The 26,220-nt window shown below is 72.2% G+C and carries 21 protein-coding genes; 4 read left to right on the forward strand and 17 right to left on the reverse strand.

From position 1 onward, the window contains the following. Positions 1 to 40: 40 nt before the first annotated feature. From N912_RS0142040 to N912_RS0142075, 8 genes are all read right to left on the reverse strand, one after another. The gene (locus tag N912_RS0142040; RefSeq protein ID WP_028927163.1) at positions 41 to 292 is read right to left on the reverse strand and encodes a hypothetical protein; all 252 of its coding nucleotides are present in this window, start codon (positions 290 to 292) and stop codon (positions 41 to 43) included. A gap of 242 nt (positions 293 to 534) precedes the next feature. Next, positions 535 to 2,457, reverse strand: coding sequence for a bifunctional MFS transporter/dTMP kinase (locus N912_RS0142045; RefSeq protein WP_425415380.1), 1,923 nt, complete (start codon positions 2,455 to 2,457; stop codon positions 535 to 537). A 155-nt stretch (positions 2,458 to 2,612) separates the two neighbouring features. After that, positions 2,613 to 3,224, reverse strand: coding sequence for a hypothetical protein (locus tag N912_RS0142050; RefSeq protein WP_028927165.1), 612 nt, complete (start codon positions 3,222 to 3,224; stop codon positions 2,613 to 2,615). A 71-nt stretch (positions 3,225 to 3,295) separates the two neighbouring features. Continuing rightward, complete coding sequence (gene topA / locus N912_RS58045; protein ID WP_051581568.1) at positions 3,296 to 6,004, reverse strand: type I DNA topoisomerase; 2,709 nt, start codon at positions 6,002 to 6,004, stop codon at positions 3,296 to 3,298. A 294-nt stretch (positions 6,005 to 6,298) separates the two neighbouring features. Then, complete coding sequence (locus N912_RS58050) at positions 6,299 to 6,964, reverse strand: hypothetical protein (protein ID WP_245645835.1); 666 nt, start codon at positions 6,962 to 6,964, stop codon at positions 6,299 to 6,301. Between the two features lie 329 nt (positions 6,965 to 7,293). Further along, the gene (locus N912_RS0142065; RefSeq protein ID WP_028927166.1) at positions 7,294 to 9,606 is read right to left on the reverse strand and encodes a sodium-translocating pyrophosphatase; all 2,313 of its coding nucleotides are present in this window, start codon (positions 9,604 to 9,606) and stop codon (positions 7,294 to 7,296) included. Positions 9,607 to 9,829: 223 nt separating this feature from the next. Beyond that, on the reverse strand, positions 9,830 to 10,660 hold the full coding sequence (locus N912_RS0142070; protein ID WP_156994353.1) for an SAM-dependent methyltransferase: 831 nt from the start codon (positions 10,658 to 10,660) through the stop codon (positions 9,830 to 9,832). Then, a complete protein-coding gene (locus N912_RS0142075; protein ID WP_028927168.1) occupies positions 10,657 to 12,075 on the reverse strand; it encodes an MFS transporter in 1,419 nt (472 codons plus the stop codon). Before N912_RS0142075 ends, N912_RS0142070 begins: the two co-directional genes overlap by 4 nt. Before the next feature lie 199 nt (positions 12,076 to 12,274). Here N912_RS0142075 and N912_RS58055 point away from each other — a divergent pair, with 199 nt between their 5' ends. Further along, on the forward strand, positions 12,275 to 14,635 hold the full coding sequence (locus N912_RS58055) for a DEAD/DEAH box helicase (protein WP_051581549.1): 2,361 nt from the start codon (positions 12,275 to 12,277) through the stop codon (positions 14,633 to 14,635). A gap of 44 nt (positions 14,636 to 14,679) precedes the next feature. Here the strand turns inward: N912_RS58055 and N912_RS58060 are convergent, their stop codons facing one another. The 8 genes from N912_RS58060 to ssd form a co-directional block, all read right to left on the reverse strand. Next, the gene (locus N912_RS58060) at positions 14,680 to 15,318 is read right to left on the reverse strand and encodes a bifunctional DNA primase/polymerase (RefSeq protein ID WP_051581550.1); all 639 of its coding nucleotides are present in this window, start codon (positions 15,316 to 15,318) and stop codon (positions 14,680 to 14,682) included. A 275-nt stretch (positions 15,319 to 15,593) separates the two neighbouring features. Beyond that, a complete protein-coding gene (locus tag N912_RS0142095) occupies positions 15,594 to 15,974 on the reverse strand; it encodes an Rv3654c family TadE-like protein (RefSeq protein WP_051581551.1) in 381 nt (126 codons plus the stop codon). Further along, entirely contained in the window at positions 15,971 to 16,393 is a 423-nt protein-coding gene (locus N912_RS0142100) for a TadE family type IV pilus minor pilin (RefSeq protein ID WP_028927170.1), read from the reverse strand. Before N912_RS0142100 ends, N912_RS0142095 begins: the two co-directional genes overlap by 4 nt. Before the next feature lie 4 nt (positions 16,394 to 16,397). Continuing rightward, positions 16,398 to 16,598 (reverse strand): DUF4244 domain-containing protein, encoded by a 201-nt coding sequence (locus N912_RS0142105; RefSeq protein WP_084211769.1) that lies wholly within the window; start codon positions 16,596 to 16,598, stop codon positions 16,398 to 16,400. 63 nt (positions 16,599 to 16,661) lie between these two features. After that, a complete protein-coding gene (locus N912_RS58065) occupies positions 16,662 to 17,378 on the reverse strand; it encodes a type II secretion system F family protein (protein ID WP_037069415.1) in 717 nt (238 codons plus the stop codon). Next, a complete protein-coding gene (locus N912_RS0142115; protein ID WP_051581552.1) occupies positions 17,375 to 18,244 on the reverse strand; it encodes a type II secretion system F family protein in 870 nt (289 codons plus the stop codon). Before N912_RS0142115 ends, N912_RS58065 begins: the two co-directional genes overlap by 4 nt. Next, the gene (locus N912_RS0142120) at positions 18,238 to 19,398 is read right to left on the reverse strand and encodes a TadA family conjugal transfer-associated ATPase (protein ID WP_028927173.1); all 1,161 of its coding nucleotides are present in this window, start codon (positions 19,396 to 19,398) and stop codon (positions 18,238 to 18,240) included. Before N912_RS0142120 ends, N912_RS0142115 begins: the two co-directional genes overlap by 7 nt. Next, positions 19,395 to 20,486, reverse strand: coding sequence for a septum site-determining protein Ssd (gene ssd, locus N912_RS0142125; RefSeq protein ID WP_084211797.1), 1,092 nt, complete (start codon positions 20,484 to 20,486; stop codon positions 19,395 to 19,397). Before ssd ends, N912_RS0142120 begins: the two co-directional genes overlap by 4 nt. Before the next feature lie 609 nt (positions 20,487 to 21,095). On the opposite strand from ssd, the gene N912_RS0142130 reads away from it, so the two are divergent. Then, on the forward strand, positions 21,096 to 22,457 hold the full coding sequence (locus N912_RS0142130) for an APC family permease (protein ID WP_028927175.1): 1,362 nt from the start codon (positions 21,096 to 21,098) through the stop codon (positions 22,455 to 22,457). Here the strand turns inward: N912_RS0142130 and N912_RS0142135 are convergent. Then, positions 22,448 to 23,200 carry an SDR family NAD(P)-dependent oxidoreductase gene (locus N912_RS0142135; RefSeq protein WP_028927176.1) on the reverse strand — a complete coding sequence of 251 codons (753 nt, stop codon included), beginning with the start codon at positions 23,198 to 23,200 and terminating at the stop codon, positions 22,448 to 22,450. The genes N912_RS0142130 and N912_RS0142135 overlap by 10 nt on opposite strands. 87 nt (positions 23,201 to 23,287) lie before the next feature. Between N912_RS0142135 and N912_RS58070 the strand changes: the two genes are divergently transcribed. Together N912_RS58070 and N912_RS58075 are read left to right on the forward strand one after the other, a co-directional pair. Beyond that, positions 23,288 to 24,628, forward strand: coding sequence for an MFS transporter (locus N912_RS58070; RefSeq protein WP_037069418.1), 1,341 nt, complete (start codon positions 23,288 to 23,290; stop codon positions 24,626 to 24,628). Between the two features lie 277 nt (positions 24,629 to 24,905). Beyond that, the gene (locus N912_RS58075; protein WP_037069421.1) at positions 24,906 to 25,754 is read left to right on the forward strand and encodes an HAD family hydrolase; all 849 of its coding nucleotides are present in this window, start codon (positions 24,906 to 24,908) and stop codon (positions 25,752 to 25,754) included. Positions 25,755 to 26,220: the final 466 nt, after the last annotated feature.

Raw genomic sequence — 26,220 nt, forward strand, 5'->3', positions numbered from 1 at the left:
CCCGGTCCGACGCCCTTCTCACAGGAGAGTAACTCGTGGCTCAGTTCTCCGAGCTGTTGTTCTGCTCGCAGTCGCCGGTGTTGTTCTGCTCGTTCTCGGCCTTACCGAGAGACGCGAAGGCCCCGTCGGTAATGCCGATGTGGTTGCCGCACGCCTGGACGGGGTTCTGGTAGGTGGTGTTGTTCGTATTCGAGTCGCCACGCTGGTCGGTGTCGCTCGCGAATGCGAACGGGGTTGCCGCCACGACGGCCGCCGCCGCGACCGCCACAACGATTCCGGCCTTCTTCAGCACTGTATCTCCTCTTCGATCGGCGGCGTCTCCGCCGCCCGGGGGGTCTAGCCAGTGAACTTTGGTCTGGGGAGCCCCACTGGCTGGAATTGAGAGTACCGAATCTGGCCGGCGGCACAATGGATTCCAGGAAAGTTCTTGATCTTGCTGTACGTGTTCAGTGGAAGAGTTACGTCTACTTTCGAGTGGGATGGCAGACCTATTCGAGGGATAGGGTCAACCAATAGGGGGAGCCGGCGCCGGGCTCAGGGCTGATGGCGCAGGGGCGCGGTGTGGACCAGGGGGCGGATGGCGTCGCGGACCCGGTGGTGGACGACGTCGGGCGGGGCGTCGGCGTCGATCACGAGGTAGCGGTGGGGCTCGGCGGCGGCCGCCCTGCGGGTGGGCCATCCGCGCATGCGCAGGTGCTCCTCGGCGAGGGTGAGCGGGTCGGGCTGGTCGGGGTCGGTGGGCGGGCGGTCGAGCAGGACCGTCACGTCCGGGCGCAGCCGGCCGGTGGCCCAGCCGGCCAGGCTGTCCAGCTCGGCGGCGTCCAGCTCGGCGGGGTCGGGGGCCAGGCGGCTGGACAGGAACCTGTCCACCACGACGATGGCGCCGGACCGCAGCGCCGGGAGGATCTCGCGCTCCACCACGTCGGCGCGCACTGCGGCGGCGGCCAGCGCGCGCGCTCGCGGGCCGGTCAGCTCGCCGGCGAGCAGGGCGTCGGCGCCGGGCTCGGCGGGCTCGGCCACCGGGTGGCCCTCGGCGCGCAGCCAGTCGGCCAGCCGCGCGGCCTGTTCGGCGGACTCGTCGGGGGTGCCGCCCTCGACGGCGACCAGCACGCCCGTCGGGGGGCGGCGGGGGCCCCTGCGCAGCGCGCCGAGCAGGTCGGGGAGCAGCGGTTCGGAGCGCCTGTCGTCCATCTGGTGGTAGGCGAGCACGCCGACCAGGGAGGCGATCAGGCCGGCGGCGCCGAGCACGGTGCGGGTGCCGTCCACCGGCAGCGTGGTGCCGAAGACGTGGACGGTGCGGGTCTGGACCAGGCCGACGGCGACCGGGACCACGGACATCGAGGCCAGCAGGTCCAGGCGGACGATGGACTGCACGAACGCGACCACCCGGCCGCGCACCTCGTTGGCGACCTGGGAGCCGATGATGGTCAGGCCGGTCAGGAACGCGGCGCCCGCGCAGGCGCCCACCATCGCCACCGTGACCAGCGCGACGAACAGGTGCGGGGCCAGCGCGACCAGCACCAGGCTCAGGCCGGCCGCCACGATCGCGGCGCCGAACAGGCGGTTGTGCGGCAGCCGGCGGGCCAGCCGGGGCGCGGCGCCCATGCCGGTGGCCATCCCGATGAACACCGAGACGAACAGCATCCCGTACGCCGCGTCGCCACCGCCGAGGTTGGTGGCGTACAGCTTGGCCAGCGCGATCACCGCGCCGCCGGCCGCGAACGCGCCCATGATGCCGATCACCAGCCCGCGCATCAGCGGCGTCGACCCGACGAACCGGGCGCCGTCGCGCAGCAGCGCGAGCAGGCTGGTGCCGGGCTCCCTGGCGCGGCCTGGCGAGCGGCCGGAGATCTCCGGGATGGCGGCCCAGACGGTCAGCGCGGTGAGCAGGTAGCCGCCGCCGTTGATCATCAGTGCGATGTAGACGGTGGTGGTGGGGCTGGGGTGCTCGCCGATCAGCTTGCCGACCGTGGACACGGCGGTGAACAGGCCGGACGCGACGATCACGGCGACGCCGTAGGTCATCGCCAGGCTCAGTTGGTTGGCGGTCTCGACCTGGTCCTTGCGGCGCAGCAGGTTCGGGATCGAGGCGTCCTTGGCCGGGATCCAGAACATCGAGCAGATCTCGATCAGGAACGTGGCCGCGAACAGCCACCACAGCGACCCGACCAGCGGGATCGAGAAGAACAGCCCGAACCGCGCCAGGTCGCAGATGACCATGAGCTTGCGCCGGTCGAACTTGTCGGCCAGCGCGCCGGCCAGCGGGCCGAGCACCAGCGCGGGCAGCAGCCTGGTGGCCACCACGCCGCCGAGCGCGAAGCTCTGCGCCTGGTAGCCGGTGGTCAGCTGGGTGGCCAGCGCGGACAGGGCGAGCAGTGACAGCCAGTCACCGGTGGAGGCCAGGGCGGTGACCAGCCAGAGCCGCCGGAACGAGGGGATCGCGAGCACGCCGCGCACCCGGTGGGTGACGGAGGAGGGCAGCTCGAGGGCGCCGGCGGGCGCGTGGTCCGGGCCGATCGCGCCTCACCTCCTTGCGGCGGTGGGCCGCACCGTCGGCGGCCCCCTAGGGGTGCACCCAGGGTAGCCGTCGAACCTAAGTGTGCTCTTAGGTGCTAGTGGGTGGTCAGCAGGCTGACGATGGTCTCGATCACGATCACGAGGAAGATCACGACGAATACGGCGGTGAACAGCAGCGAACCGAGGCGGCTGCGGGACCCTCGGGTCAGGCCGGTGAGGCCGGGGTCTTCGCGGCTGCGGCCCACGGGCGGGCGGAAGTCGCCGAACGCCGAGTGCACCACCGGGCCGATGGGCGAGGGCTCGGGGCGGGCGCGGTGGGGCCGGCGCGGGGTGGAGCGGCTCGGGTCGGACGAGTGCGGGGCCGCGCGGCCAGGACGGGTGGCGGACCGTTGAGGGGCGGCCTGTGCGGGCTTGCTGGCCTTGGGTTCGGCGGCCCTCGGCTCGGGTGCTCTTGGTTCCGGGGCTGGGCGTTCGGGGGCCCGGCGTTCTCGGTGTGGAGCTGACGCACGGGGTTCGGCGGGGCGGGGTTCGGGGACGTCGTCGCTGTCCAGCTCGGCCAGGAGGTCGGCGAGGGTGTCGTCGTCCAGCTCGGGGACTCGGGGGTCCCAGAGCGGGGGCAGCGTGTCGTCCGTGATCCGGGGCAGCAACGGGTCGGTGCGCTCCGATGGCCGGATGGCGCCGCCGTCGAACCGGGACTCGCTGCTCACAGCGGTCGAGGGTAACCCCGGACACGCCCGGTTCGTGGCAAGTTCGCCGAACCGGGCGGCCCGCTAACGGGTCACGCGGGGGTGGTCGCCTTTTTGCGGCGGGTGGTACGGGCGGTGCGCTTGGGTGCGGACCCGGCCTTGGCGCGGCGCTCGGCGAGCAGCTCGGCGGCGCGTTCGTCGGTGAGCGTCTCCACGCTGTCGCCCTTGCGCAGCGACGCGTTCGTCTCGCCCTCCGTGACGTATGGGCCGAACCTGCCGTCCTTGACCACCATCTGCTTGCCGGTGGCCGGGTCGTTGCCCAGCTCGCGCAGCGGCGGCGCGGCGGCGGCCCGGCCTCGTCCGCGCTGCTTGGGCTGCGCGTACAGCTTGAGCGCCTCGTCCAGGGTGACCGTGAAGATCTGGTCCTCGCCGGACAGCGACCGCGAGTCGGTGCCCTTCTTCAGGTACGGGCCGTAGCGACCGTTCTGCGCGGTGATCTCCTCGCCGGACTGCGGGTCGGTGCCGACCACCCTGGGCAGCGACAGCAGCTTGAGCGCGTCGTCCAGCGTCACGGTGTCCAGGGTCATGGACTTGAACAGCGAGCCGGTGCGTGGCTTGGGCTGCTTGGACTTCGGCGTGTCCGCGTCCGGCTCGGGCAGCAGCTCGGTCACGTACGGGCCGTAGCGGCCCTCCTTGGCCACGATCTCGTGACCGGTCACCGGGTCGGTGCCCAGCGAGCGGCCCTCCTGCGGCACCGAGAACAGCTGCTCGGCGATCTCGGCGGTCAGCTCGTCGGGCGGCAGCTCGTCGGAGAGGTTGGCCCGCTGGGACTGGCCATCGACGATCCGCTCCAGGTACGGCCCGTAGCGGCCCACCCGGACCACCACCTCGCGGCCCTCGGCGTCGCTGAACAGCGGGATCGCGTTGATCTCCCTGGCGTCGATCTCCTCCAGGTTCACCCCGACGAGCTTCTTCAGCCCGCCCGAGCGCGCCACCGAGCTCTCCGGGGCGCGGTCCTCGGACGCGCCGAAGTAGAACCCGGACAGCCAGTCGGTGCGCTGCTGGGCGCCGGCCGCGATGGAGTCCAGCTCGTCCTCCATGGCGGCGGTGAAGTTGTAGTCGACCAGCCGGCCGAAGTGCCGCTCCAGCAGCCCGACCACGGCGAACGCCACCCAGGACGGCACCAGGGCGCTGCCCTTCTTCCAGACGTAGCCGCGGTCCTGGATGGTCTTGATGATGCTGGTGTACGTCGACGGGCGGCCGATGCCCAGCTCTTCGAGGGCCTTGACCAGCGACGGCTCGGTGTAGCGGGCCGGCGGGTTGGTGGAGTGGCCCTCCGGGTTGAGCTCCTCGGCGGTCAGCGGCTGGCCCTCGGTGAGCGCGGGCAGCCGGCGCTCGGCGTCGTCGGCCTCGCCGCCGGTCTGCTCGTCCAGCGACTCCACGTAGGCCTTGAGGAAGCCGGCGAACGTGATGGTGCGCCCGGACGCGGCGAACGTGCACTCCTCGCCGGTGGCCGCGGTGCCGGTGACCCGCACGGACACCGTGGTGCCGCGCGCGTCGGCCATCTGGGAGGCCACCGTGCGCTGCCAGATCAGCTCGTAGAGGCGGAAGTCGTCGCCGTCCACCTCGTTGGCGATCTGGCCGGGGGTGCGGAAGGTCTCGCCGGCCGGGCGGATCGCCTCGTGTGCCTCCTGGGCGTTCTTGACCTTGCGGGTGTACTGGCGGGGCTTGTCCGCCACGTAGGCGTCGCCGTAGAGCTGGCGGGCCTGGGAGCGGGCGGCGGCGATGGCCGACTCGGACAGCGTGGTCGAGTCGGTACGCATGTAGGTGATGTAGCCGTTCTCGTACAGCCGCTGCGCGGAGCGCATCGTCCGCTCGGAGGAGAACCGCAGCTTGCGGCCGGCCTCCTGCTGCAGCGTGGAGGTCATGAACGGGGCGTACGGGCGGCGGGTGTACGGCTTGGACTCGACGCTCGCGACCTCGAAGGGCCGCCCGTCGAGGGCCTCGGCCAGCCGGCGCGCGCTCGCCTCGTCCAGCGCGAGTGCGTTGCCGCGCAGCTGGCCGTCGGGGCCGAAGTCGCGGCCTGTGGCGACCTTGGTGCCGTCCACGGAGACCAGCCGGGCGCCGAAGCTGCGCGGCTCGTCCGTGCTGGTCGCCTTGGGGTCGGTGCCGAGCACTGTGCCGAAGACGCTGGAGATGTCCCAGTAGCCGGCGGAGACGAACGCCATCCGCTCGCGCTCGCGCTGCACGATGATGCGGGTCGCCACGGACTGCACCCGGCCCGCCGAGAGCTTCGGCATGACCTTCTTCCACAGCACGGGCGAGACCTCGTAGCCGTAGAGCCGGTCCAGGATGCGGCGGGTCTCCTGGGCGTCGACCAGGTCCTGGTCCAGCTCGCGGGGGTTCTCGGCGGCGGCGCGGATGGCCGGCTCGGTGATCTCGTGGAACACCATGCGGCTGACCGGGACCTTGGGCTTGAGCGTCTCCAGCAGGTGCCAGGCGATCGCCTCGCCCTCGCGGTCACCGTCCGTCGCGAGCAGCAGCTCGTCGACGTCCTTGAGCGCGCCCTTCAGCTCGGTGACGGTCGCCTTCTTCTCCGGCGTGATCACATAGAGCGGTTCGAACGCGTTGTCCACGTCCACCCCGAGCCGCGCCCAGGACTCGCCCTTGAACTTGGCCGGCACGTCGGCGGCCCCGCGCGGCAGGTCCCTGATGTGACCTCGCGACGACTCGACGACATAGTTCGAGCCCAGATACGACGCGATCTTGCGCGCCTTCGCGGGCGACTCGACGATCACCAGCCGGCGGCCGCCGGCTCCGTTCGCCGTGCCGTTCCGCCGCCCGCTCGCGCCGTTGCCCGCGCCGGACTTACCGCCGCCCGAGGCCTTGCCGCTCTTCCGGGCCGCGCCCCCGCTCGTCCTTCCCGCTGCCACTTCCGCTTCCGTTCCCTTTCCTCCGGCGCTTGCTCGCAGGTTCGTCAAGCGCCACCAGCCGCCCCCCGCAAGGCAGCACTCGCCAGATTGGCACATCCGACCCGGCTCCCGCACACCGCCTTTGTTCGCGTATGCCGACCGAGGCGGAGCGTAACCTCAGCGTCAACCCGTCACACTCGTCTCGTCATCCTCAACCTCACCGCCGTTCCCGTCTAGACCGACCGTCGGTCTAGTCCGCGGCGGCTCCGAACCCGGCCAGTGCGCCTCCGATGCGTGCTCCGGCGGAGGGCCGACCAACTCGGCCAACCGGCGCAGTCGCCGTAGCCCGGACAACCGCAACGCCGGCCCGGCGCCGCGCGGACCCAGCCGCATGTTCGGCAGCCCGATCCGGGTCACCGCCTCGGCCAGTGGAGCGTGGGTCTGCGGGGCGTGCGGGTCCAGCTTCAGCAGGTACCCGGAGCGGCGGTCGGGTATACCGGCCGCGAGCACCCACATCCTCAACAACGCGCCGTCCAGCGCGAATTCCTCCGGCACCGCCTTGACCGCGCCGTGGCTCCACTGACCAGCCAGTTCGACCAGGTCGCGGCGGAACGCGGTGCGCAGGACCAGCGAGCCCGACTCGGTGCCCGCCAGCTCGGTCTGGATGCCGCGCGCGGCCGCCTCGGCGGCCAGTGGCCGGGCCCGGCCCGGGTCGGTGAGCACGATGCTCAGCCGGGCGGTGTCGCTGGCGCCGAACCGGACCACCTGGGCCGGCCCGCAGAGCAGCCCGGCGAGGTCGTCCAACCGGACGTCCCGCGCCTCGGCGGAGAAGAAGGAGAGCTGCGCCACGGCGAGCACGGTAGAACACCCGTTCGATGGTTGGGTGAAGACGCGCCGGTGCGGCTCATCCATCTGACGAGGCGGCGGACGGCCGGCGAAAATGAGTCACAGATCACACCTGATACGGGGTGCCGCACGCCACGTTTCTGCGCCATAGCGTGCCGACGCACGTGCGAGTGCACGTTCACGCAGGTAGAGGGCTCGCTCGCACACCCACTCTGTGCCTCGCACACGCGCTGAAACAGGTGTGCGGGGTACGAAGTCGGTGTGTGGGCGCCCACCCGAAAACGCCGCGCCGCCCGCCCCCTGGGTGGGGACGGGCGGCGCGGCGGGTGCGGTTAGACGTGGGACTCGGCGGGGGCGTCCGCGATGGACGTGGACCGCCGCTTGGAGACCACGATCGCCGCGACGATGATCGCCACCGCGATGATGGCGATGGCGTACCGGAACGGCGCCGAGGCGTCGGTGCCGACGGAGAACGCCACCACCGCCGGGGCGATCAGCACCGAGACCAGGTTCATGACCTTGATCAGCGGGTTGATCGCCGGGCCGGCGGTGTCCTTGAACGGGTCGCCGACGGTGTCGCCGATGACGGTGGCCGCGTGGGCCTCGGAGCCCTTGCCGCCGTGGATGCCGTCCTCGATCAGCTTCTTGCCGTTGTCCCAGGCACCGCCGGAGTTGGCCAGGAAGATGGCCATCAGGGTGCCGGTGGCGATGGCGCCGGCCAGGTAGCCGGCCAGCGGGCCGACGCCGAGGCCGAAGCCGACAGCGATCGGCGCGAAGATCGCCAGCAGCCCGGGGGTGGCCAGCTCGCGCAGCGAGTCCCGGGTGCAGATGTCGACCACCCGGCCGTACTCCGGCCGCACGGTGCCCTCCATGATCCCGGGGTTGTCCCGGAACTGGCGGCGCACCTCGAACACGATCGCGCCGGCCGCGCGGGACACCGCGTTGATGGCCAGCCCGGAGAACAGGAACACCACGGCCGAGCCGATCACCACGCCGACCAGCGTGTTCGGGCTGAACACCTGGAAGTTGAACGAGCGCGGCAGCTGGGCGAGCGTGACCCCGGTCTGGTCCAGGGCGGTGGAGATCGCGTCGCGGTAGGAGCCGAACAGCGCGGTCGCGGCCAGCACGGCCGTGGAGATCGCGATGCCCTTGGTGATCGCCTTGGTGGTGTTGCCCACCGCGTCCAGCTCAGTGAGGATGTCGACGCCCTCGCCGGTCACGTCGCCGGACATCTCCGCGATGCCCTGCGCGTTGTCGCTGACCGGGCCGAAGGTGTCCATGGCCACGATCACGCCGACCGTGGTGAGCAGGCCGGTGCCGGCCAGCGCCACCGCGAACAGCGCGACCGTCACCGAGACGCCGCCGAGCAGGAACGCGCCGAACACCGCCGCGCCGATGACCAGCGCGGTGTACACGGCGGACTCGTAGCCGATCGCGATCCCGGCCAGGATGACGGTGGCCGCGCCGGTGCGGGCGGAGTCGCCGACCTCCTTGACCGGCTTGTGCTCGGTGCCGGTGTAGTAGCCGGTCAGCCACAGGATGATGCCGGCCAGCACGATGCCGACGATCACCGAGACGGACGCGATGACCTGCGGGTTCGACCCGGCGGCGTCGGTGACCACGGTGGTGTCGGTCGGGCCGTTGAGCTTGGCGAAGCTGTTCGGCAGGTAGACGAACGCGGCGATGACGCACAGCACCGCGGAGATGACCGCCGAGATGTAGAAGCTGCGGTTGATCGCCTTGAGGCCGCCCTCGCCGGTGCGCGCCTTGGTGATGTACACCCCGATCACGGCGGTGACCACGCCGATGGCCGGCACGATCAGCGGGAACAGCAGCCCGTGCAGGCCGAACGCCGCCGAGCCGAGGATCAGCGCGGCGACCAGCATGACCGCGTAGGACTCGAACAGGTCCGCGGCCATGCCGGCGCAGTCGCCCACGTTGTCGCCCACGTTGTCGGCGATGGTGGCGGCGTTGCGCGGGTCGTCCTCGGGGATGCCCTGCTCGACCTTGCCGACCAGGTCGGCGCCCACGTCGGCGGCCTTGGTGAAGATGCCGCCGCCGACCCTCATGAACATGGCCAGCAGCGCGGCGCCGAAGCCGAAGCCCTCCAGCACCTTGGGCGCCTCGCCGGCGTAGACGAACACCACCAACGCGGCGCCGAACAGGCCGAGGCCGACGGTGAACATGCCGACCACGCCGCCGGTGCGGAACGCGATCCGCATCGCCTTCTCCCGGCCGCCGTCCTCCCGCGAGGCGGCCGCGACCCGGATGTTCGCCCGGGTGGACAGCCACATGCCGAGGTAGCCGATGGCCGCGCTGAACGCCGCTCCGATCACGAAGAACAGCGAGCGTCCGATCCGCTCGCCCCAGTTGTCGGCCGGTAGCGCGAGCAGCAGCAAACACACGATCGCGCCGAAGACACCGAGCGTGCGGAACTGACGGTTGAGGTACGCCGAGGCACCCTCCTGCACCGCGCGACCGATCTCCTGCATACGCTCGGTGCCCTGGCCGGCGGCCAGCACCTCCTTGCGCAGCACGAAACCGATCACAAGCGCGGCGAGGGCGACCACGGCGACCACACAGACCACTGTGCGGTCACTCCCGGAGAGCTCCAGTGAGCTCGCCGCGAGAATGTGCCGGGACATCCGTCCTCCTGGTTGAAATCGCATTCACCAACGGGGGGACGGTGAGATCAGTACTGACCCTGGACCGATCCCTCACGTTGCTCACGTGGCGGCGCCGACTAGTTGAGCTGGTCAGCGACACCTGATGCCGCCGCAGTGTATGTGTGTGCCCTGTGCGCTCGCGGCACGGGTGTAGCAGTTCCACCCGGCCGTGCGGCCGAGAGTGACGGCCGCCATAGCCCGCCTACGGCTTGCGCCCGATCCCGCCGTACTGCGCGATGGGCTCGATGGTGCCGATCTCGACCGGGTCCGGCCGCCACTGGGTGACCGGCACCAGGCCGGGCTCGACCAGCTCCAGGCCGTGGAAGTAGCCGCGCAGCTGCTCGACGGTGCGCAGGTTGTAGGCGACGGCGCCGGTCTCGGCGTACTGCTCGGCGGCCTCCCGGTGCGCCCGGCCGGAGTCGGTGCCGTCGGCCACCACCAGGAAGCTTCCGGGTACGAGCGGGGCGGTCAGCCGGTCGATGATGCCGACGGCCTCGTCCGCGTCGGCGATGTGTCCCATGATCCCCATCAGCATCACCGCGACCGGGCGCCTGAAGTTCAGCACGTTGCGCGCGTCGGCGAGGATCCGCGCGGGGTCCTCCAGGTCGGCGTCGATGTAGGTGGTGACGCCCTCGGCGGTGGTGTTGCGCAGCAGCGAGCGGGCGTGGGTGAGCACCACCGGGTCGTTGTCCACGTAGATGATCTTGGACGCCGGGGCGACGGCCTGGGCCACCTCGTGGGTGTTGTGCATGCTCGGCAGCCCGGCGCCGATGTCCAGGAACTGCCGGATGCCGACCTCGCCGGCCAGGTACCGCACCGCGCGGACCAGGAACTGCCGGGTCTGCACGGCCACCGTGCGGATGCCCGGGTACACCCGCGCCCAGGCGTCACCGGCCTCGCGGTCGACGGCGTAGTTGTCGGTGCCGCCCATCCAGTAGTTCCACACCCGTGCCGAGTTCGGTGTCACGTAGTACTCCCTCGGGAGGTAGCGCAGCGAGAAGTCGATCGGCTCGTTCGGCATCGGTGGGGTCATCGCGTGGTCCTGACGTACATCACGCTCACGGCCAGCGCCGCCGCGACCGCCACCGCGCAGGCGGCGAACGCGGTGGTGTATCCGGACGCTTCCGGCGATCTGGTGGCCGCGTTGACCGAGCCGGCCAGGATGGCACCGACGGCCGCCGAGCCGACCGAGTTCCCGACCGCGGACGTGATGCCCAGGACGCCCGTCGTGACGCCCGAGCGCTCCGGTCCGACCTGTTCCAGCAGGACGATCTGGGCCGAGGTGTAGCAGGCCAGGTTCCCCATCGCGTAGATGCCGACGCCGATCATGAACGCGATGACCGAGGCGTTTCCCGTGGCGAACACGAGGTAGGCGCAGATGCACAGGGCGGCGCCGATGCGCAGCGTGACGTCGTACCCGATGCGGCCGCCGAGCCGGCGCAGCGGGCTGGCCGCCAGTAGCGCGCCGAGCGCGGTCGGGATGGCGTAGAGCGCGGTGTGCGGGCCGTCGAACCCGAACCCGTAGCCCACTCGTGCGGGGCTGGCCTGGCTGAACTGGGCGACCGCCGAGATCGCGCCGTAGACCCCGAACGCGACGAGGAACGTGGCCAGGTTCGGGCCCCAGACCGCCCGTTCGCGCAGCGACGCGGTGTTTACCAGCGGTTCGGCCACCCGGCTTTCGACCAGCCACCATGCGGCGAGCGCGACCACCCCGCCGGCGAGCAGCGCGACGGTGCGCGGGGCCGACCATCCGGCGGTGCCACCGCTGCTCAGCCCGAGCAGCAACGCCACCAGGCCGATTGCGAGCAGGACCCCGCCTATGAGGTCGAACCGCCCTTGCTCGGGTGTGGGGGACTCCGGGACGACGGCCCATACGCCGAGGAGCCCGAGTACCAGGATGCCGGCCGCTATCCAGAAGAACACCCCGATGCCCAGGTTCGCCGTGCCCGCCAGGCCGCCGACGGCGATGCCGCTGGCCACCCCCCAGGTGGTCATCACGTGCGTGATGACGATCGTCCGGCGTGCCCTGGCGGGCGGCATGGTGTCGCGCGCGGTCGCCGCCGGCATCTGCAGCAGGGGCATCTGGGCGCCCATCAGCGCGCGGCCGACCAGCAAGATCGCGAACGTCGGCGCCAGGGCGCATATGACCGCTCCGAGCAGCGCCACGGCCAGGCCGATCAGCATCAGCCGGCGCTTGCCATAGAGGTCGCCGAGCCTGGTCATCCAGGCGAACGCCACCGCTCCGACCAGCAGCTCGATGGTCAGGACCCAGGACACCTCGGCTATCGAGAGCTGAAACGTTTTTGCCGTCTTGACCAGCAGCGCGACGACGCCGACCTGGAGGAGGTACGTCGAGTAGCAGAGGTATCCGAGGACGAGCGCGGTGACGCGGTCCTTGACGCCCCATGACGTGTCGGCGCGGTTGTCCATGCTGTCGGTGGCGGCCATGAGCGCGCCCTACCGCCCGCCGTGGCCGGCGCGCGCTCGCCCGGTCGTCATCGACGACACCTTTCCCCGGTGAGGCCGGATAGTTGCCTTCCAAACTAGGGGTTGCCTCGCGGAACCTCCAGCGGCGTCGATCTTCCGTGGTGGGGGTGCGCGAACAACGGGGCGGCGGGTTGTCGGGGGTGCGGGCCACAATGTTGCGGTGTCCGCCTGCCCCGGTTCCTGGCCCGCCGTACCGCCGAGGGCGTCGCGCCGTGGCGACTCGCTGTTGGACAGGGTGCTGGCGGGCGTGGCGCCGGGGGAGTCGCCGCTCACGCATGTGGCCGCTTTGCCTGCTCAGGAGGCGCGCGAGGTGGACTGGCCGGGCTGGGCGCACCCGTCAGCGGTGTCCGCGCTGGGGCGGGCGGGGCTGCGCCGGCCGTGGTCGCATCAGGCCGAGGCGGCTGAGTTGGCGCACGGCGGTCGGCACGTCGTGCTGGCCACCGGCACGGCGTCGGGCAAGTCGCTGGGCTATCAGCTGCCGGTGCTGACCGCGCTGCTGGAGGACCCGAAGGCCACCGCGCTCTACCTCGCGCCGACCAAGGCGCTCGGCGCCGACCAGCTGCGGTTCGTGACGGGGCTCGGGCTGGACGGGGTGCGGGCGGCGCCGTTCGACGGCGACACCGGGCTGGCCGAGCGCGACTGGGCGCGGACGCACGCGCGGTGGGTGTTCAGCAACCCGGACATGCTGCACCGCACGCTGTTGCCTCGGCATGCGCGGTGGGGGCACTTCCTGCGGAGGCTGCGTTATGTGGTGCTCGACGAGTGTCACGCCTACCGGGGGGTGTTCGGCTCGCATGTGGCGCTGCTGCTGCGTCGGCTGCGTCGGCTGTGCGCGCGTTACGGGTCGGCGCCGACATTCGTGTTGGCCTCGGCGACGGTGTCCCGGCCGGAGGAGTCGGCGTCCCGGCTGACCGGGGTGGATGTGACGGCGGTCACTGAGGACGGCTCGCCGCGCGGCGCGCGCACGGTGGCGCTGTGGGAGCCGCCGCTGCTGGACGAGCTGCGCGGGGAGAACGGCGCCCCGGTGCGCCGGTCGGCGGGCGCGGAGGCCGGCAGGATGCTCGCCGACCTGGTGGTGGAGGGGGCGCGGACGCTGGCCTTCGTGCGGTCGCGGCGGGGCGCGGAGTTGACCGCGCAACGTGCCGCGCGGGCGCTGGCCGAGATCGACCCGTCGCTGGCCGAGCGCGTCTCGGCGTACCGGGCGGGGTTCCTGCCGGAGGAACGCCGCGCGCTGGAGGCCGCGCTGGACTCCGGCGAGCTGCTCGGCGTGGCCTCGACCAACGCGCTGGAGCTGGGCATCGACGTGATCGGGCTGGACGCCGTGCTCGTCGCCGGCTTCCCCGGCACCCGGGCGTCGTTCTGGCAGCAGGGCGGCCGGGCCGGGCGCGCGGGCCGGGAGGCGCTGGTGGTCCTGGTGGCCAGGGACGACCCGCTGGACACCTACCTGGTGCACCATCCGGACGCGCTGCTCGGGCGGCCGGTCGAGGGCTGCGTGCTGGACCCGACGAACCCCTACGTGCTGGCCCCGCAGCTCGCCTGCGCGGCCGCCGAGTCCCCGGTGACCGAGGCGGAGGTGGCCTCGGAGTCCGCGCTGTTCGGCGGCGAGCGCGCCCGTGCCGTGCTCGACTCGCTGGTCGCCGACGGGGTGCTGCGCCGGCGACCGGCCGGATGGTTCTGGCCCCGGCCGTCCGAGCGCCCCGCCGCCGAGGTGGACATCCGCGGCTCCGGGGCCGGCCAGGTCGTCGTGGTCGAGGCGGACACCGGGCGGATGCTCGGCACCGTGGACGGCGGCACCGCCCCGGCCACCCTGCACCCCGGCGCGGTGTACCTGCACCGGGGCGTGAGCTTCGTGGTCGACGAGCTGAACCTGACCGACGGCCTGGCCCTGGTGCACGCCGAGGAGCCGGACTGGACGACGTCGGCCCGCTCGGTGGTCGACGTCGCGGTGGTGGACGCCCCGCCCGTGGAGGCCCCGCCGGCGGGCGGCGTCACCGTCCGGTTGGGGGATGTCACGGTCACCTCCCAGGTCGTGTCCTACCTGCGCCGCCGTCCGAGCGGCGAGGTGATCGAGACGGTTCCGCTGGACCTTCCCGCGCAGACCCTGCACACCCGCGCGGTGTGGTACACGATCGAGGAGTCGCTGCTCGCGGATGCCGGCCTGGAGCCCGCGCGAGTGCCCGGCGCGCTGCACGCCGCCGAGCACGCCGCCATTGGGCTGCTGCCGCTGTTCGCGGTGTGCGACCGCTGGGACATCGGCGGCATGTCGACCGCGCTGCATCCGGACACGGGCATGCCGACCGTGTTCGTGCACGACGGCCATCCCGGCGGCGCCGGTTTCGCCGAGCGCGGCTATCACGACGTGGTGCCCTGGCTCACCGCCACCCGGGATGCGATCGCCGGTTGCGAGTGCCCGGCCGGCTGCCCCTCGTGCGTCCAGTCACCGAAGTGCGGCAACGGCAACACCCCGCTGGACAAGGCCGGTGCCGTGATCGTGCTCGACATCGTGCTCGCGGCGCTGTAACCCGAACCGCCGTAACCCGAACCGCCGTCGGCTCCGGCGGGGGGTCAGCAGCGAACGCCGGTGCCGACCGAGCCAGGGACGGAGCCCGCCGAGGCGAGACCGGGACGTTGGCCGAGCACGTCGAGGAGTGCGACCTGGAGGTGGTACGGGTCGGGCAGCCGCCAGCCACAGGCGGCCGGCGGCACCCGCCAGTGCACGACGCCCTGCGGCCCCTCCGACGGCGGCGCCGCCACCCAGGAGCCCCGGCTGTGCAGGACCACGTCCGGCCGCGATGCGAGCTCCGGCCGCAGCGCCTCGCCGGCGCGGACCGCGAACCACCAGCGCCCGGTCGGGGTGGCCGCAACCGGGATCACCTGCTCGGCCTCCCGGAGCTGGCCGCAGACACGACGCCCGACCAGGGCGGACACCTCGATCACGTCCACGGTGACGCCGGTCGCCAGCAGCACGGAGTACGGCCGCGCCGACCACCAGGACTCGATCGCGTCCAGGTCCAGCGTGGCTCCGGCCGCGCCGTCGGCGAGCGCCGGGACCGGGCCGGACTGATCGGCGTCAGGGCCGCCGGTCCAGCGGCCGGCCTGCCGGTATGTCCCTGGAAGTACTGGCCATCCGTGATCCGCCAACTCGATCGCGCTGACCTTCAGCTCGGTGCGGAATACCGCCCTGTAGCTGCTCCACCACGACATTGCAGCGTCCTCGTCCTTCGTCGACCACCCGGCGCATCGCTCGCTCATCTAGGTTTACAGCGCACCGGATTAGGATAAGTAAGGGGGTTGGGAGCCCGATCTCGCTAGCCGTCGTCGCCGATCGGTGTCGTGTCGACGATGAGCGCCACATTCTGGTCCAGTGAGCGGGCGAACGCCCGGGTAACCGTCGGCATCATGCCTCCTTTCTGGCTAACGCCCGTTCGCAGATTCGGGGGAACCATTCGCCGCCGGACATATCACTCTGGTCACATTTGTCACTCTGATACCGGTCCGGCGCGGGCTCGCCCGTGCGCGGTGGGGCCTGGCAGCATCGAGATCGGAGCTCGTACCTCGGTCTCCACGAACGCCTCCCATCCGGAGAGATGGCAGCTGACCAGCGGCGCGGCCATCGCGTCCGTCACTCGGGAGCCCTGGGCGCAGGCGGCGGGTTCACCGTCCGCCGCGTGGCCGGCGGCCGCCAGCGCGGCGAGGTCGGCGGCCGCTTCGGCGCGGTGCCGGCCGGACACGGCTGCCCCCAGGTTGATGCCGAACGCGGCCAGCGCGAGCAGGGCCGCGACCGCGCCGGCGGCCCATACGGTGGCCAGGCCTCGGTCCCGTTCAGTGCGGGAGCTGCCTTTCGTGCGGGTCGTGATCATGGTCGCCCGCCCGGCGTTTCCGGGTTCTGGCCGCCGGTCGTGGCGTGCTCGCCGGGATCGCCGGCCAGGGTGCCGGGTTCGAGAACGCCGACCGCGCTCGCGGACACGGTCAGCGCGGGCAGCGGACCGGCGATCCCGCTCGACACCTCGACGGTCACCAGATCGCCGACGATGCCGATCGTGATCGACGCGCCGGCCGGAGCGATCGATGCGCCGGCCGAGCGCGCCCGATCCGGCTCACCGCGCGCCACGAGACGGGCCGTCTCTCGGGCGGCGTCCAGGCAGCGCAACTGCGCCCCGGCCGCCGCGATGGCCCCGATGACCAGCGCGAGGACCATCACCAGCGAGCACAGCGCCAGCGCCGCCTCGACGGTGACGGTGCCCCGGTCGTCGCCGACGGCCCACTCCGCGCGCGCCATGGCCTCAGAAGGTGACCGAGAGGGCGCGCTGCACGATCGAGGTGAGCGCGCCGACCACCGAGTCGCCGCGAACGACGGCGTAGAGAACGGCGGCGAACGCGGCGGCGGCGATCGTGCCTATGGCGTACTCGGCCGTGGACATTCCGGCGTCACCGGCCAGGCCGGCCCGCAGCCGGGTGGTGAGCCACCGACTGAGCCTGTTCATGATTTCCTCCTTGATGTGTCCGACCGCGTCGGCGTCTCCGACACGGAAGCGTTGGGCCGGCGATCACCATTGCGTCGACAGGCCGGTGGCGAGGCCGATCACCACGGGCACCACGCCGAGGGAGAGGAACGCCGGCAGGAAGCACAGGCCGAGTGGGCCGGTGATGAGGACCCCGGCTCGTTGACCTCGGGCGGTCACCAGGTCCAGCGCGCTCGCGCGGATCTCCGCGGCGGCCGCTTCGGCCACGGCGGCCAGGCTCGCGCCACTGCGCGCCGAGCGCCGGGCCGCCCGCGCGAGCTTGTGCACGGGCGAGGAGTCGGCCACTTGCCAGGCCTCTTTGGGGTCTGCTCCGAGCGCGAGCCGGTCGGCGATCGTGCGCAGCTCGTCGGCGGTGGGGCCAGCGACCCGTGCGGCGGCGGCGCGCACGGCCGGTGCCACCGGCAACCCGGCCCGCAGGCACGCGGCCAGCAGGTCCCAGCCGCCGGCGAGCCGCAGCGGGGACACGGCCGGGGCGGTGGATCGGGCGAGCAGCCGGCGCGACAGCACGGCGGCCCCGAGCCCGAGCGGTAGCGCGAGCACCGCGCCGGTGATTCCGCCGAGCGTGCTGGCGGTCAGCAGCGCGATCGCCAGCCCACAGCCGGCGGCGAGGAGCGGCCGGCGGGTCTGCGGTGTGGGGCCGGGCGGTGTGTCCGGCGGGTAGAGCAGGAGCAGTCGGGAGCGCCCGGGCGAACTGGACGGGGCGATCACCAGCGCGGCCGCGAGCAAGAGCAACGACGTCATTCCGGCACCGCCTTCGACATGATTCGTCCGCTCCAGGTGACTCCGGCGCAAACCAGCGCGGTCCCGACGACCAGGAGTAGCTGGCCGACCGGGGTCGCGGTGAGCACGTGCCACGGGTTCGCACCGATTCCTTGGCCGAGCGCGATGCCCAGCAGCGGCAGCCCGGCCAGCACGGCGGCGCTGGCTTTGGGGCCGGCGAGCTGGGCCGTCACCTGGCCGGTCAACCGGATGCGCGCGTCGAGGTCGGCCCGTACCGCGTCGAGGAGCTCGGCGAGCGCGACGCCGTGCCGTTCGGCGAGCGCCCAGGCGCCTGCCAGTCGTTCGAGCTCGCCCGGGAGGTCGGGTTCCGCGGTGGCGTACCGCCCGAGCAGCGCGGGCACGTCGGCGCCCAGCCTCGCTCCTGTTGCGACGGACGCGAGCACCCGGTGTACGGCGGCGGTTCCGGAGGTGGCCGCGTCCGCGGCGGCGTTCGCCGGGTGAGCGCCGGCGCGGAGCTCGGTCGTCATCACCCCGAGGGCGTCCACCAGCGCAGTCAGCTCGGCCTCGGTGCGCCGCCGGCGTGCGGCGACCCGTCGGCGGTGCAGCCACAGGCCGCCGAGCATCGAGCCGGCGAGCGCCCCGGCGGGGCCCGCGAGCGCGAGGCCGAGCAGCGCCGTGGCGGTCAGTTGCAGCGGGGCGCTGGTCCGCACCCGTGCCGACCGATGGAGCAACCCACGGGCCCACGACCGGGCGCCACCTTCGTCGGTCGGCAACACCGCGGCCAGTCGGTGCCGCTCGGGTCGGGCCGGCCAGCAGCCGACCGCCACGGCGAGTGCCAGCGCGGCGCCGACCCAGGACCAGTGTGCGGCGGACGATGCGGTCACCATGGCGGGCGCACCCCTCGCTCGCGCAGCAGCACTTCCAGCGCGGGGCGTCCGTCACCCCAGCCCCGGCGGTACTCCCAGACCGGACGGATGGCCAGCTCGCCGTCGGCTCGGTCGATCACCGCGACCGCGGCGAGTCGGCGGGCGCCGTCGGCGGTTCGGACGACGTGCAGGACAACCTGAACGGCCGCCGCCAACTGGCTGTGCAACGCCGTCCTGGACATCCCGCCGAGCGCGGCCAGCGCCTCCAGCCGGGCCGGTACCTCCCGGGTGGAGTTGGCGTGCACGGTGCCGGCGCCGCCCTCGTGGCCGGTGTTGAGCGCGGCGAGCAGATCACACACCTCGGCCCCGCGTACCTCGCCGACTATCAGGCGATCGGGGCGCATTCGTAGCGCCTGGCGCACCAGATCCCGGAGAACCACCTCGCCGGCGCCCTCGATGTTGGGCGGCCGCGCCACCAGGCGAACCACGTGCGGGTGGGTCGGCCGGAGCTCCTCAGCGTCCTCGACGCACACCACTCGTTCGTGTCCGGGAACGCAGCCGATCAGCGCCGACAGCAGCGTGGTCTTCCCGGACGCGGTGCCACCGGCGATCAGGAACGCCAGCCGGGCGTCCACGATCGTCCGGAGCAGTTGCCAGCCGGCGCCGTCCACGGTCCCGAGCCGATGCAACGTGGCCAGGTCGTGCACGGCCGGGCGCAGCGTGCGCAGCGACAGGCAGGTGCCGTCGGCGGCGATCGGGGCGAGCACGGCATGCATCCGCACGCCGCTGCCGGGAAGCCGGGCGTCCACGTACGGGCTCGCGTCGTCCAGGCGCCGCCCGGCGGCGAGCGCCAACCGTTGGGCGAGCCTGCGCACCGAGGCTTCGTCGGGGAACCGCACCTCGGTGCGTTCCAGGCCGTCTCCTCGATCGACCCAGACCGCGTCCGGGGCGGTGACCAGTACGTCGGTGGTGCGGGAGTCCCGCAGCAACGGCTCGAGCGGGCCTGCTCCGGTGAACTCCTGCTGGAGCAGCCGCAACGCCGACAACACATCGACGTCCGAGACGACACCGCCCGCCTCGGCCCGCACGGCCGCCGCGACCACCGACGGCGTGACCTCGCCCCCGGCGCTGGCCAGCCGCTCCCGTACCCGGTCGACGAGCGTCGGCGCCGTCACCCCGACCCCTCCGCTCGCGTCTGGCTGTGCAGCTCATCGAGCACCGCCCTGGCGGCCACGGCGAGCGGGCCTCGGCCGGCGCCGGGGGGCGTGCCTCGATCCAACGCGCGGGCCAGCCCCGGTTGCGGGCGCATCGCGTGCAGCAGCGGCAAGCCGAGCGCGCCGGCCACGTCCCGGGGCGACAGGCCACCCGGTGCCGGCCCTCGCACCACCAACCTCACCGGCGCGCCCCGCTGGCTGAGCACCGAGGCAACCCGGGCCGCGGCGGCCGTCGAGCGCACCTCGGCGGGGACCACCAGGACGCTCAGATCGGCGTTGTCGAGCGCGGCGAGCGCCGCCTCGGTCGGGTACCGGGGCAGGTCGCAGACGACCGTCTCGCCGGCGCGCCGGCCGGCGTCCAGAACCGACGCCACCGCTCCAGGCCTGGGGCCCGAGCCGGACCGATCGCACGACAGCAGGGTGAGCTCGCCCGCGCCTCCTCCGCCCACCGCCGGGATCGGCAGCGCGGACCGCAGCGAGGCAGCCGGCACCCGTCCCTCGGACAACGCCAGGTCCGGCCAGCGCAGCCCTCGCACCTCCTCGGCGCCGAGGAGCAGGTCGAGCCCGCCGCCGAGCGGGTCGCAGTCGACCAGCATGGCCCGCTCACCGTCGGCCACCCCGGTGACCGCCACGGCCGCCGCCAGCACCGAAGCTCCGGCGCCACCCCTCCCGCCCACCACGGCGAGAACCCGGCCCCGGTTGCTGACGCCTTCGGCGGCGTCGGCCAGCGCCGATACCAGCCAGGCCTCGCCGTCCGGCAACTCGACCACCTGCTCGGCGCCGATGGCGACCGCGTGCTGCCACAGCCCGTCCGCGGTCTGCCCGCGACTGACCACGACGACCCTCGGCCGACGCGCCAGCCCGGCCCGCGCGCAGTTCTGCGCCGCCGGCTCGTCGAGCAGCACCAGCGGTGCCGACGCCCATCGCAGCCGGGCCGCCGAGGCGTCCGGCACCCGCTCCAACTCGCAACCGGCGGCCGCCGCGAGCCGCAGGACGTCGTCGAGCAACTCTCCGTCGGCGACCAGGACCAGAGCTCGTGGTTGCTCCACGGGTGCCTCCAGGTTCGGATGGGGCGGCGCGGAGGTGGCGCGCCGGGACCCCTCCACCTTCGGCGAGGGAGGGTGATCGCGGCGGCAGAGTTGATCAAGCTTGTGGATAACTGCCGGGTTGTGGACAGGTGACGGCGTGCGTGGTTCCGCGGCGCGGAACTGTCGGTGTCGCACGGCATGATTGGAAATGGGGGTCCCCCCTTGCGTGCGCGCGGGCGCGGGCGGGCGACGCGCGCGCGGACGCAGGCTGGCGCGTACAGGCGCGGACTGGCACAGGCGCGGACTGGCGCGAGCGCGGGCTGGCACGGGCTGAGCGCGGCCACGGGTTGACGCGAGAGCCCGTGCGTGCACACGGGCTATGTGGGCGCGCGCAGGCGACGGCAGCGAGATCACTGGCGCGGCCCCACTGACAACGATTGTCAAACGCGCACGGACGAGATCGCCTCCCGCGGGCCCGGACGCCGCAACCGCGCCCGCCACGAACGCACCTCGCACGAACGCACACCAAGACCCAAAACTTGACCACAACCCCGCTGGCGAAGCCGCCCTCTGTACCGCAGAATTTCGGCGCGGGGAACGAGCCCGACCGTCGAACAAGAAGGCGCGCCAATGACGACCGCCAGCGACCGCACCACCTCGGGCGCCGAAACGAAGTTCAAGCGCGTCCTGGGCCTGCCCTCACTGCTGTTCTTCGGCCTCGCCTACATGGTCCCCCTGACCGCATGGACGACCTACGGCGTAGTCACCACCACCACCGAAGGCCACCTCCCCACGGCCTACGTCATCACCACCATCGCGATGCTCTTCACCGCCTACAGCTACGGCCGCATGGTGATCGCCCAACCGATCGCCGGCTCCGCCTATTCCTACAGCTCACGAGCCTTCGGCCGCCCCGTCGGCTTCATGGTCGGCTGGGCACTCCTACTCGACTACATCTTCCTGCCGATGATCAACTACCTGGTCACCGGCCTCTACCTCGGCGAGTACTTCCCCTCCGTCCCCCGCCCCGTCTGGATCATCCTCGCGGTAATCCTCGTAACTTCCCTCAACATCCTCGGAATCAAGCTCCTGACCAGCATGAACGCAATCCTGGTCGCCGCACAGTTCATCTTCGTCGCGGTCTTCGCGGCCCTGGCCCTGCACGCCATCGCCACCGGCACCAGGGTGCCCTCGCCCCTAGCGCCCTTCTACCAACCCGGCATGAGCACCCACCTCGTCGTAGCGGGAGCGGCGATCCTGGCGCTGTCGTTCCTGGGCTTCGACGCGGTGTCCACCCTCGCCGAGGAGACGAACGACCCCGCGCGGCGGATACCCAAAGCGATAGTGCTGTGCGCCCTGGCCGGCGGGATCGTCTACATCGTCCAGTCCTACCTCGGCCACCTGATCTTCCCGGACTTCGCCTCCTTCGCCGACCACCAGGACGTGGCCGCCGCCGACGTCATGCGCTCCCTCGGCGGCGACCTGCTCAACACCTTCTTCACCGCCACCTTCGTCTCCGCCGGGTTCGCCTGCGCGATGGCCAGCCAGGCCAGCGTGGCGCGGGTGCTGTTCGCGATGGGCCGGGACGGCAGCCTGCCCAGGCGGGTGTTCGGCTGGCTGCACCCTCGGTTCCGGACCCCGGTGACGGCGAACCTGGTGGTCGGCGTGTTCGGGCTGACGGCGCTGGTCATCGACCTGGCCACGGTGTCGTCGATGATCTCCTTCGGCGCGCTGGCCGCGTTCTCCTTCGTCAACCTGTGCGTGATCAAGCACTACATGATCGACAACGGTCGGCGGGAGATCTTCAGGTACGGCGTGGTCCCGGCGGTCGGCGTGCTGGTCACCCTCTACCTGTGGATGCAGCTCAGCGGGCTGACGTTCGTGATCGGGCTGAGCTGGCTGGTCGTCGGGCTCGGTTACCTCACGTGGCTGACCAGGGGGTTCCGCCGCCCGCCGCCGGCGATGTACACCGGGGACGAAGATCAGAACTGATAGCGCCGCAGCCCGCCGTCCACCGGGATCACCGTGCCGGTGATGTAGCGGGCCAGCGGCGAGGCCAGGAAGCACACCAGGTTGGCGATGTCCTCGCCCCGCCCGTACTCGCCGACCGGGATCTCGTGCTCGGACTGCCACGCCCGGTACTCCGGGGTGTAGTTCCGCTCGATCTGCTCGCTCATGATCCGTCCGGGCGGGATCGAGTTGACGGTGATGCCGTGCGTGCCGACCTCGCGGGACAGTCCCTTGGCCCAGGCGTGCAGCGCGGCCTTCGCGGAGAACGCCCCGTTGATCCCCTCCGGCTCGGACTTGCCGGTGATGTTGACGATCCGCCCCCAGCCGCCGGCGACCATCGGTTCGAGCAGCCGACCGGTGAGCTGGCGGTGCCGGGTGAAGTTGAGCGTCAGCGCCTCGTCCCACTCCGCCTCGCCGGTGTGCCGGGTGAACGGGCGGCTGCCGCCGGCGTTGTTGACCAGGATCTGGACAGCGCCGAGCGCGTCCAGGGCACCGGACGCGATCCGGTCGGCGGCGTCGGCGGCCAGGAAGTCCTGCGCCAGCACCGTCGGCGCCGGCCCGCCGGCCTCCTGGATATCGGTAGCGAGCTCGGCCAGCCGGTCCGCGCGCCGGGCCGTGATCACCAGCCGCACCCCCTCGCGGCCCAGCGCGAGCGCGACCGCCCTGCCGATCCCGCTGCTGGCTCCGGTGACCAGCCCGGTGCGGCCGGCGATGTCGAGCTCCATGTGGAAATCCTCTCTGGCGCGTGATCGCCCATCCTGTATACCGTCATTCGTCGTACCCCGAGACGTCGACGTCCACGGGAGGGCGTAGTGAGCACAGCCGCGGAACTGGGCGCGCGACTGGACAGGCTGCCGGTCGGCCGGTTCCACCGCAGGGTGCTCTACGCGCTGGCGTTCGGCTTCTTCTTCGAGCTGGCGGACCTGAACACGTTCGCCTACGCGGCGCCGGGGCTGCGCGAGTACCAGCACCTGAGCGTGGCCGACATCGGGTACGTCACCTCGGCCAGCTTCCTGGGCATGTTCCTCGGCGCGACCGGCGCGGGCTGGCTGGCCGACCGGCTGGGAAGGCGCCGCGCGCTGATCGTCTCGGTGCTCTGGTACTCGCTGTTCTCGCTGCTCAACGCTGGTGCCTGGGAGACAACCACGCTGCTGGCGGCGCGGCTGCTCACCGGCGCGGGGCTGTCCGCGATGACGGTGGTGGCGATCACCTACCTGTCCGAGACGATGCCCAGGGCACACCGGGGCCGGATGCAGGGCGCGGTGCTCGCCACCGGGCTGGTCGGCATCCCGGTGATGGCGTTCGTGGCCCGCGCGGTGGTCCCGACCGGGCCGAACGGCTGGCGCTGGGTGTTCCTGTTCGGCGCGCTCGGGGTGTTCGCGGTCGCGCTGATCGTCCGGCTGCCCGAGTCGCCCCGGTGGCTGCTCGGCGCCGGCCAGGCCGAACGGGCCGACGCGGTGGTCACCGACATCGAACGCGACGCCGAGCGAGAGCACGGCACGCTGCCGCCGGTCCAGGTCGTCGCCGACGCGAGCGCGCCGGCCCGGATCGCGGTGCGCCGGATGTTCACCCCGCCGCTGCGCAGGCGCACCGGGATGCTGCTGGTGGCCTGGATCTTCCAGACGCTGGGCTTCTACGGGTTCGTGTCCTGGGTGCCGACGCTGCTGGCCGAGCACGGCTTCAGCGTGGCCACCAGCCTGACGTTCTCCGCGCTGACCACCATCGGCGCGGTGCCCGGCGCGCTGGCCGCGTGGCCGGTCTCGGACCGGTTCCGCCGCAAGGCGCCGGCCGCGGTGGTGGCGGTGCTGGTCGCGGCCTGCGGCATCGCCTACGGGCTGTCGTTCAACGCGGTGGCCATCGTGGCGTTCGGGTTCGCGGTGTCGTTCCTCATCCAGACCTTCGCCGCGCTGCTCTACGCCTACACCCCCGAGCTGTACCCGACGGCGGTGCGCAACACCGGCAGCGGGTTCGCCTACGGGGTGGGCCGGCTGGCCAACATCCTGGGCCCGCTGGCGGTGGCGGCGATCTTCAGCGGTGCCGGGTACGCGTGGGTGTTCGTCTACATCGGTGCGTGCTGGCTGGTGGTGGCGGCCGCGATCGCGCTGTTCGGCCCGCGCAGCGGCCAGGTCGGGCTGGAGGAGTTCGAGCTCTAGCTCGCGAATCGAGGTGGCGTTGGCGGGACCGGACACGGCATGCTGTGCGCCGCCGTGAGATGGGACGGCCCCCGCCAGGGGGGAAGGCGGGGGCCGTCGGACGGCTCAGCTCCGGGGGGTCGAGCTGAACCTATCCGGCTATCGCCGGACGATACGTACTGTAGCGCCATCTCGGCGAGTACGCCCAGATTCTTATCTTCGGCCTCCGTACCTGATCAGAGGCCTGTCAGTGACGCTGACGGTCGGCACTGACGGTGAGTCCGCTCGCCGCCGCTCTATGCTCGCTGGCGTGCCCGGCCCCGCCCCGATCGCCGCCTTCTTCGACCTGGACAAGACGATCATCGCGGGCTCCAGCACGCTCGCGTTCAGCGGCCCGCTGCGCGACCGGGGGCTGATCGGCCGGCGCGCCCTGCTGCGCAGCGGATACGCGCAACTGCTGCTCATGGTGGCCGGCGCGGACGCGGACTTCATGGAGCGGATGCGCGAGCGGGTCAGCGCGCTGTGCGCGGGCTGGGACGTGGCCGAGGTGCGCGAGGTGATCGACCAGGCGCTCGGCGAGATCCTGCACCCGATGATCTACGCCGAGGCCGCCGCGCTGATCGACGACCACCACCGCCGGGGCCACCATGTGGTGGTCGTCTCCGCGTCCGGCGAGGAGATGGTCCAGCCGATCGCCGCCGCGCTGGGCGCCGAGCACGCCGCCGCCACCCGGATGACGGTGGTCGACGGCAGGTACACCGGGGAGATCGACTTCTACTGCTACGGCGAGGGCAAGGCGACCGCCGCCAGGGCGCTGGCCGCCGAGCACGGCTACCGGCTCGAGAGCTGCTACGCCTACTCCGACTCGATCACCGACCTGCCGCTGCTGGAGGCGGTCGGGCACCCGCACGCGGTCAACCCGGACCGGGCGCTGCGCCGGATCGCGCGGGACCGGGGCTGGCCGGTGCACGAGTTCGTCGCGCCGATCCCGCTGCGCGACCGGATGCGCGACCGGGTCCGTTCGCTGCTGCCGGCCAGGGCCAACCCGGTGGCCTTCGCGGCCGCGCTCGCCGCCGGCCTGGTCGCGGTCGCGGTGCTCGGGGCGTGGTGGCGCGGGCGTCAGCCCCGTGCCGTAACCCAGAATTAACAATCCGGTCGCTGCCCGATCTGGTGAACATTTCGGACGGCGAGAGTAGCGTCGCGAGACGTAACGGACGGATGCACGAGCGTTTGCACGTACGCCGCGTTTCCGCAGTACAGCGGGGGGTTTCGAGGCCGGGGTGCAAGGCCCTGAAGGTATGACTACTCCTCGGTTGGCCGAGCTGAATCGAGCACGTTGTGTGTCTGAAACGGTGCACTTCCGGCGGCCCCTTGCTGTGACCGCGACCACCCAGTAGGAATGAGTCACGGACTTCTGGAAGGCCAGGGGCGTCGCGGAAGAGAAGTGGCGTCCACCCCATCCAGGGCTCCGGGCATGAACGCCGGGCACTCCACGCACAGCACGCCGCGGGAGGCATGTCGTCGTGGGCCTGCGTACTGGGACGCCGGACGCCGAGGCCATGGGCACGACACGTAGTGCACGCCTGGACCCCGGTCGTTCATGCGATGTCGGG

The organism is Actinospineispora acaciae DSM 45401 (assembly GCF_000620785.1).
Lineage (GTDB): Bacteria > Actinomycetota > Actinomycetes > Mycobacteriales > Pseudonocardiaceae > Pseudonocardia > Pseudonocardia acaciae.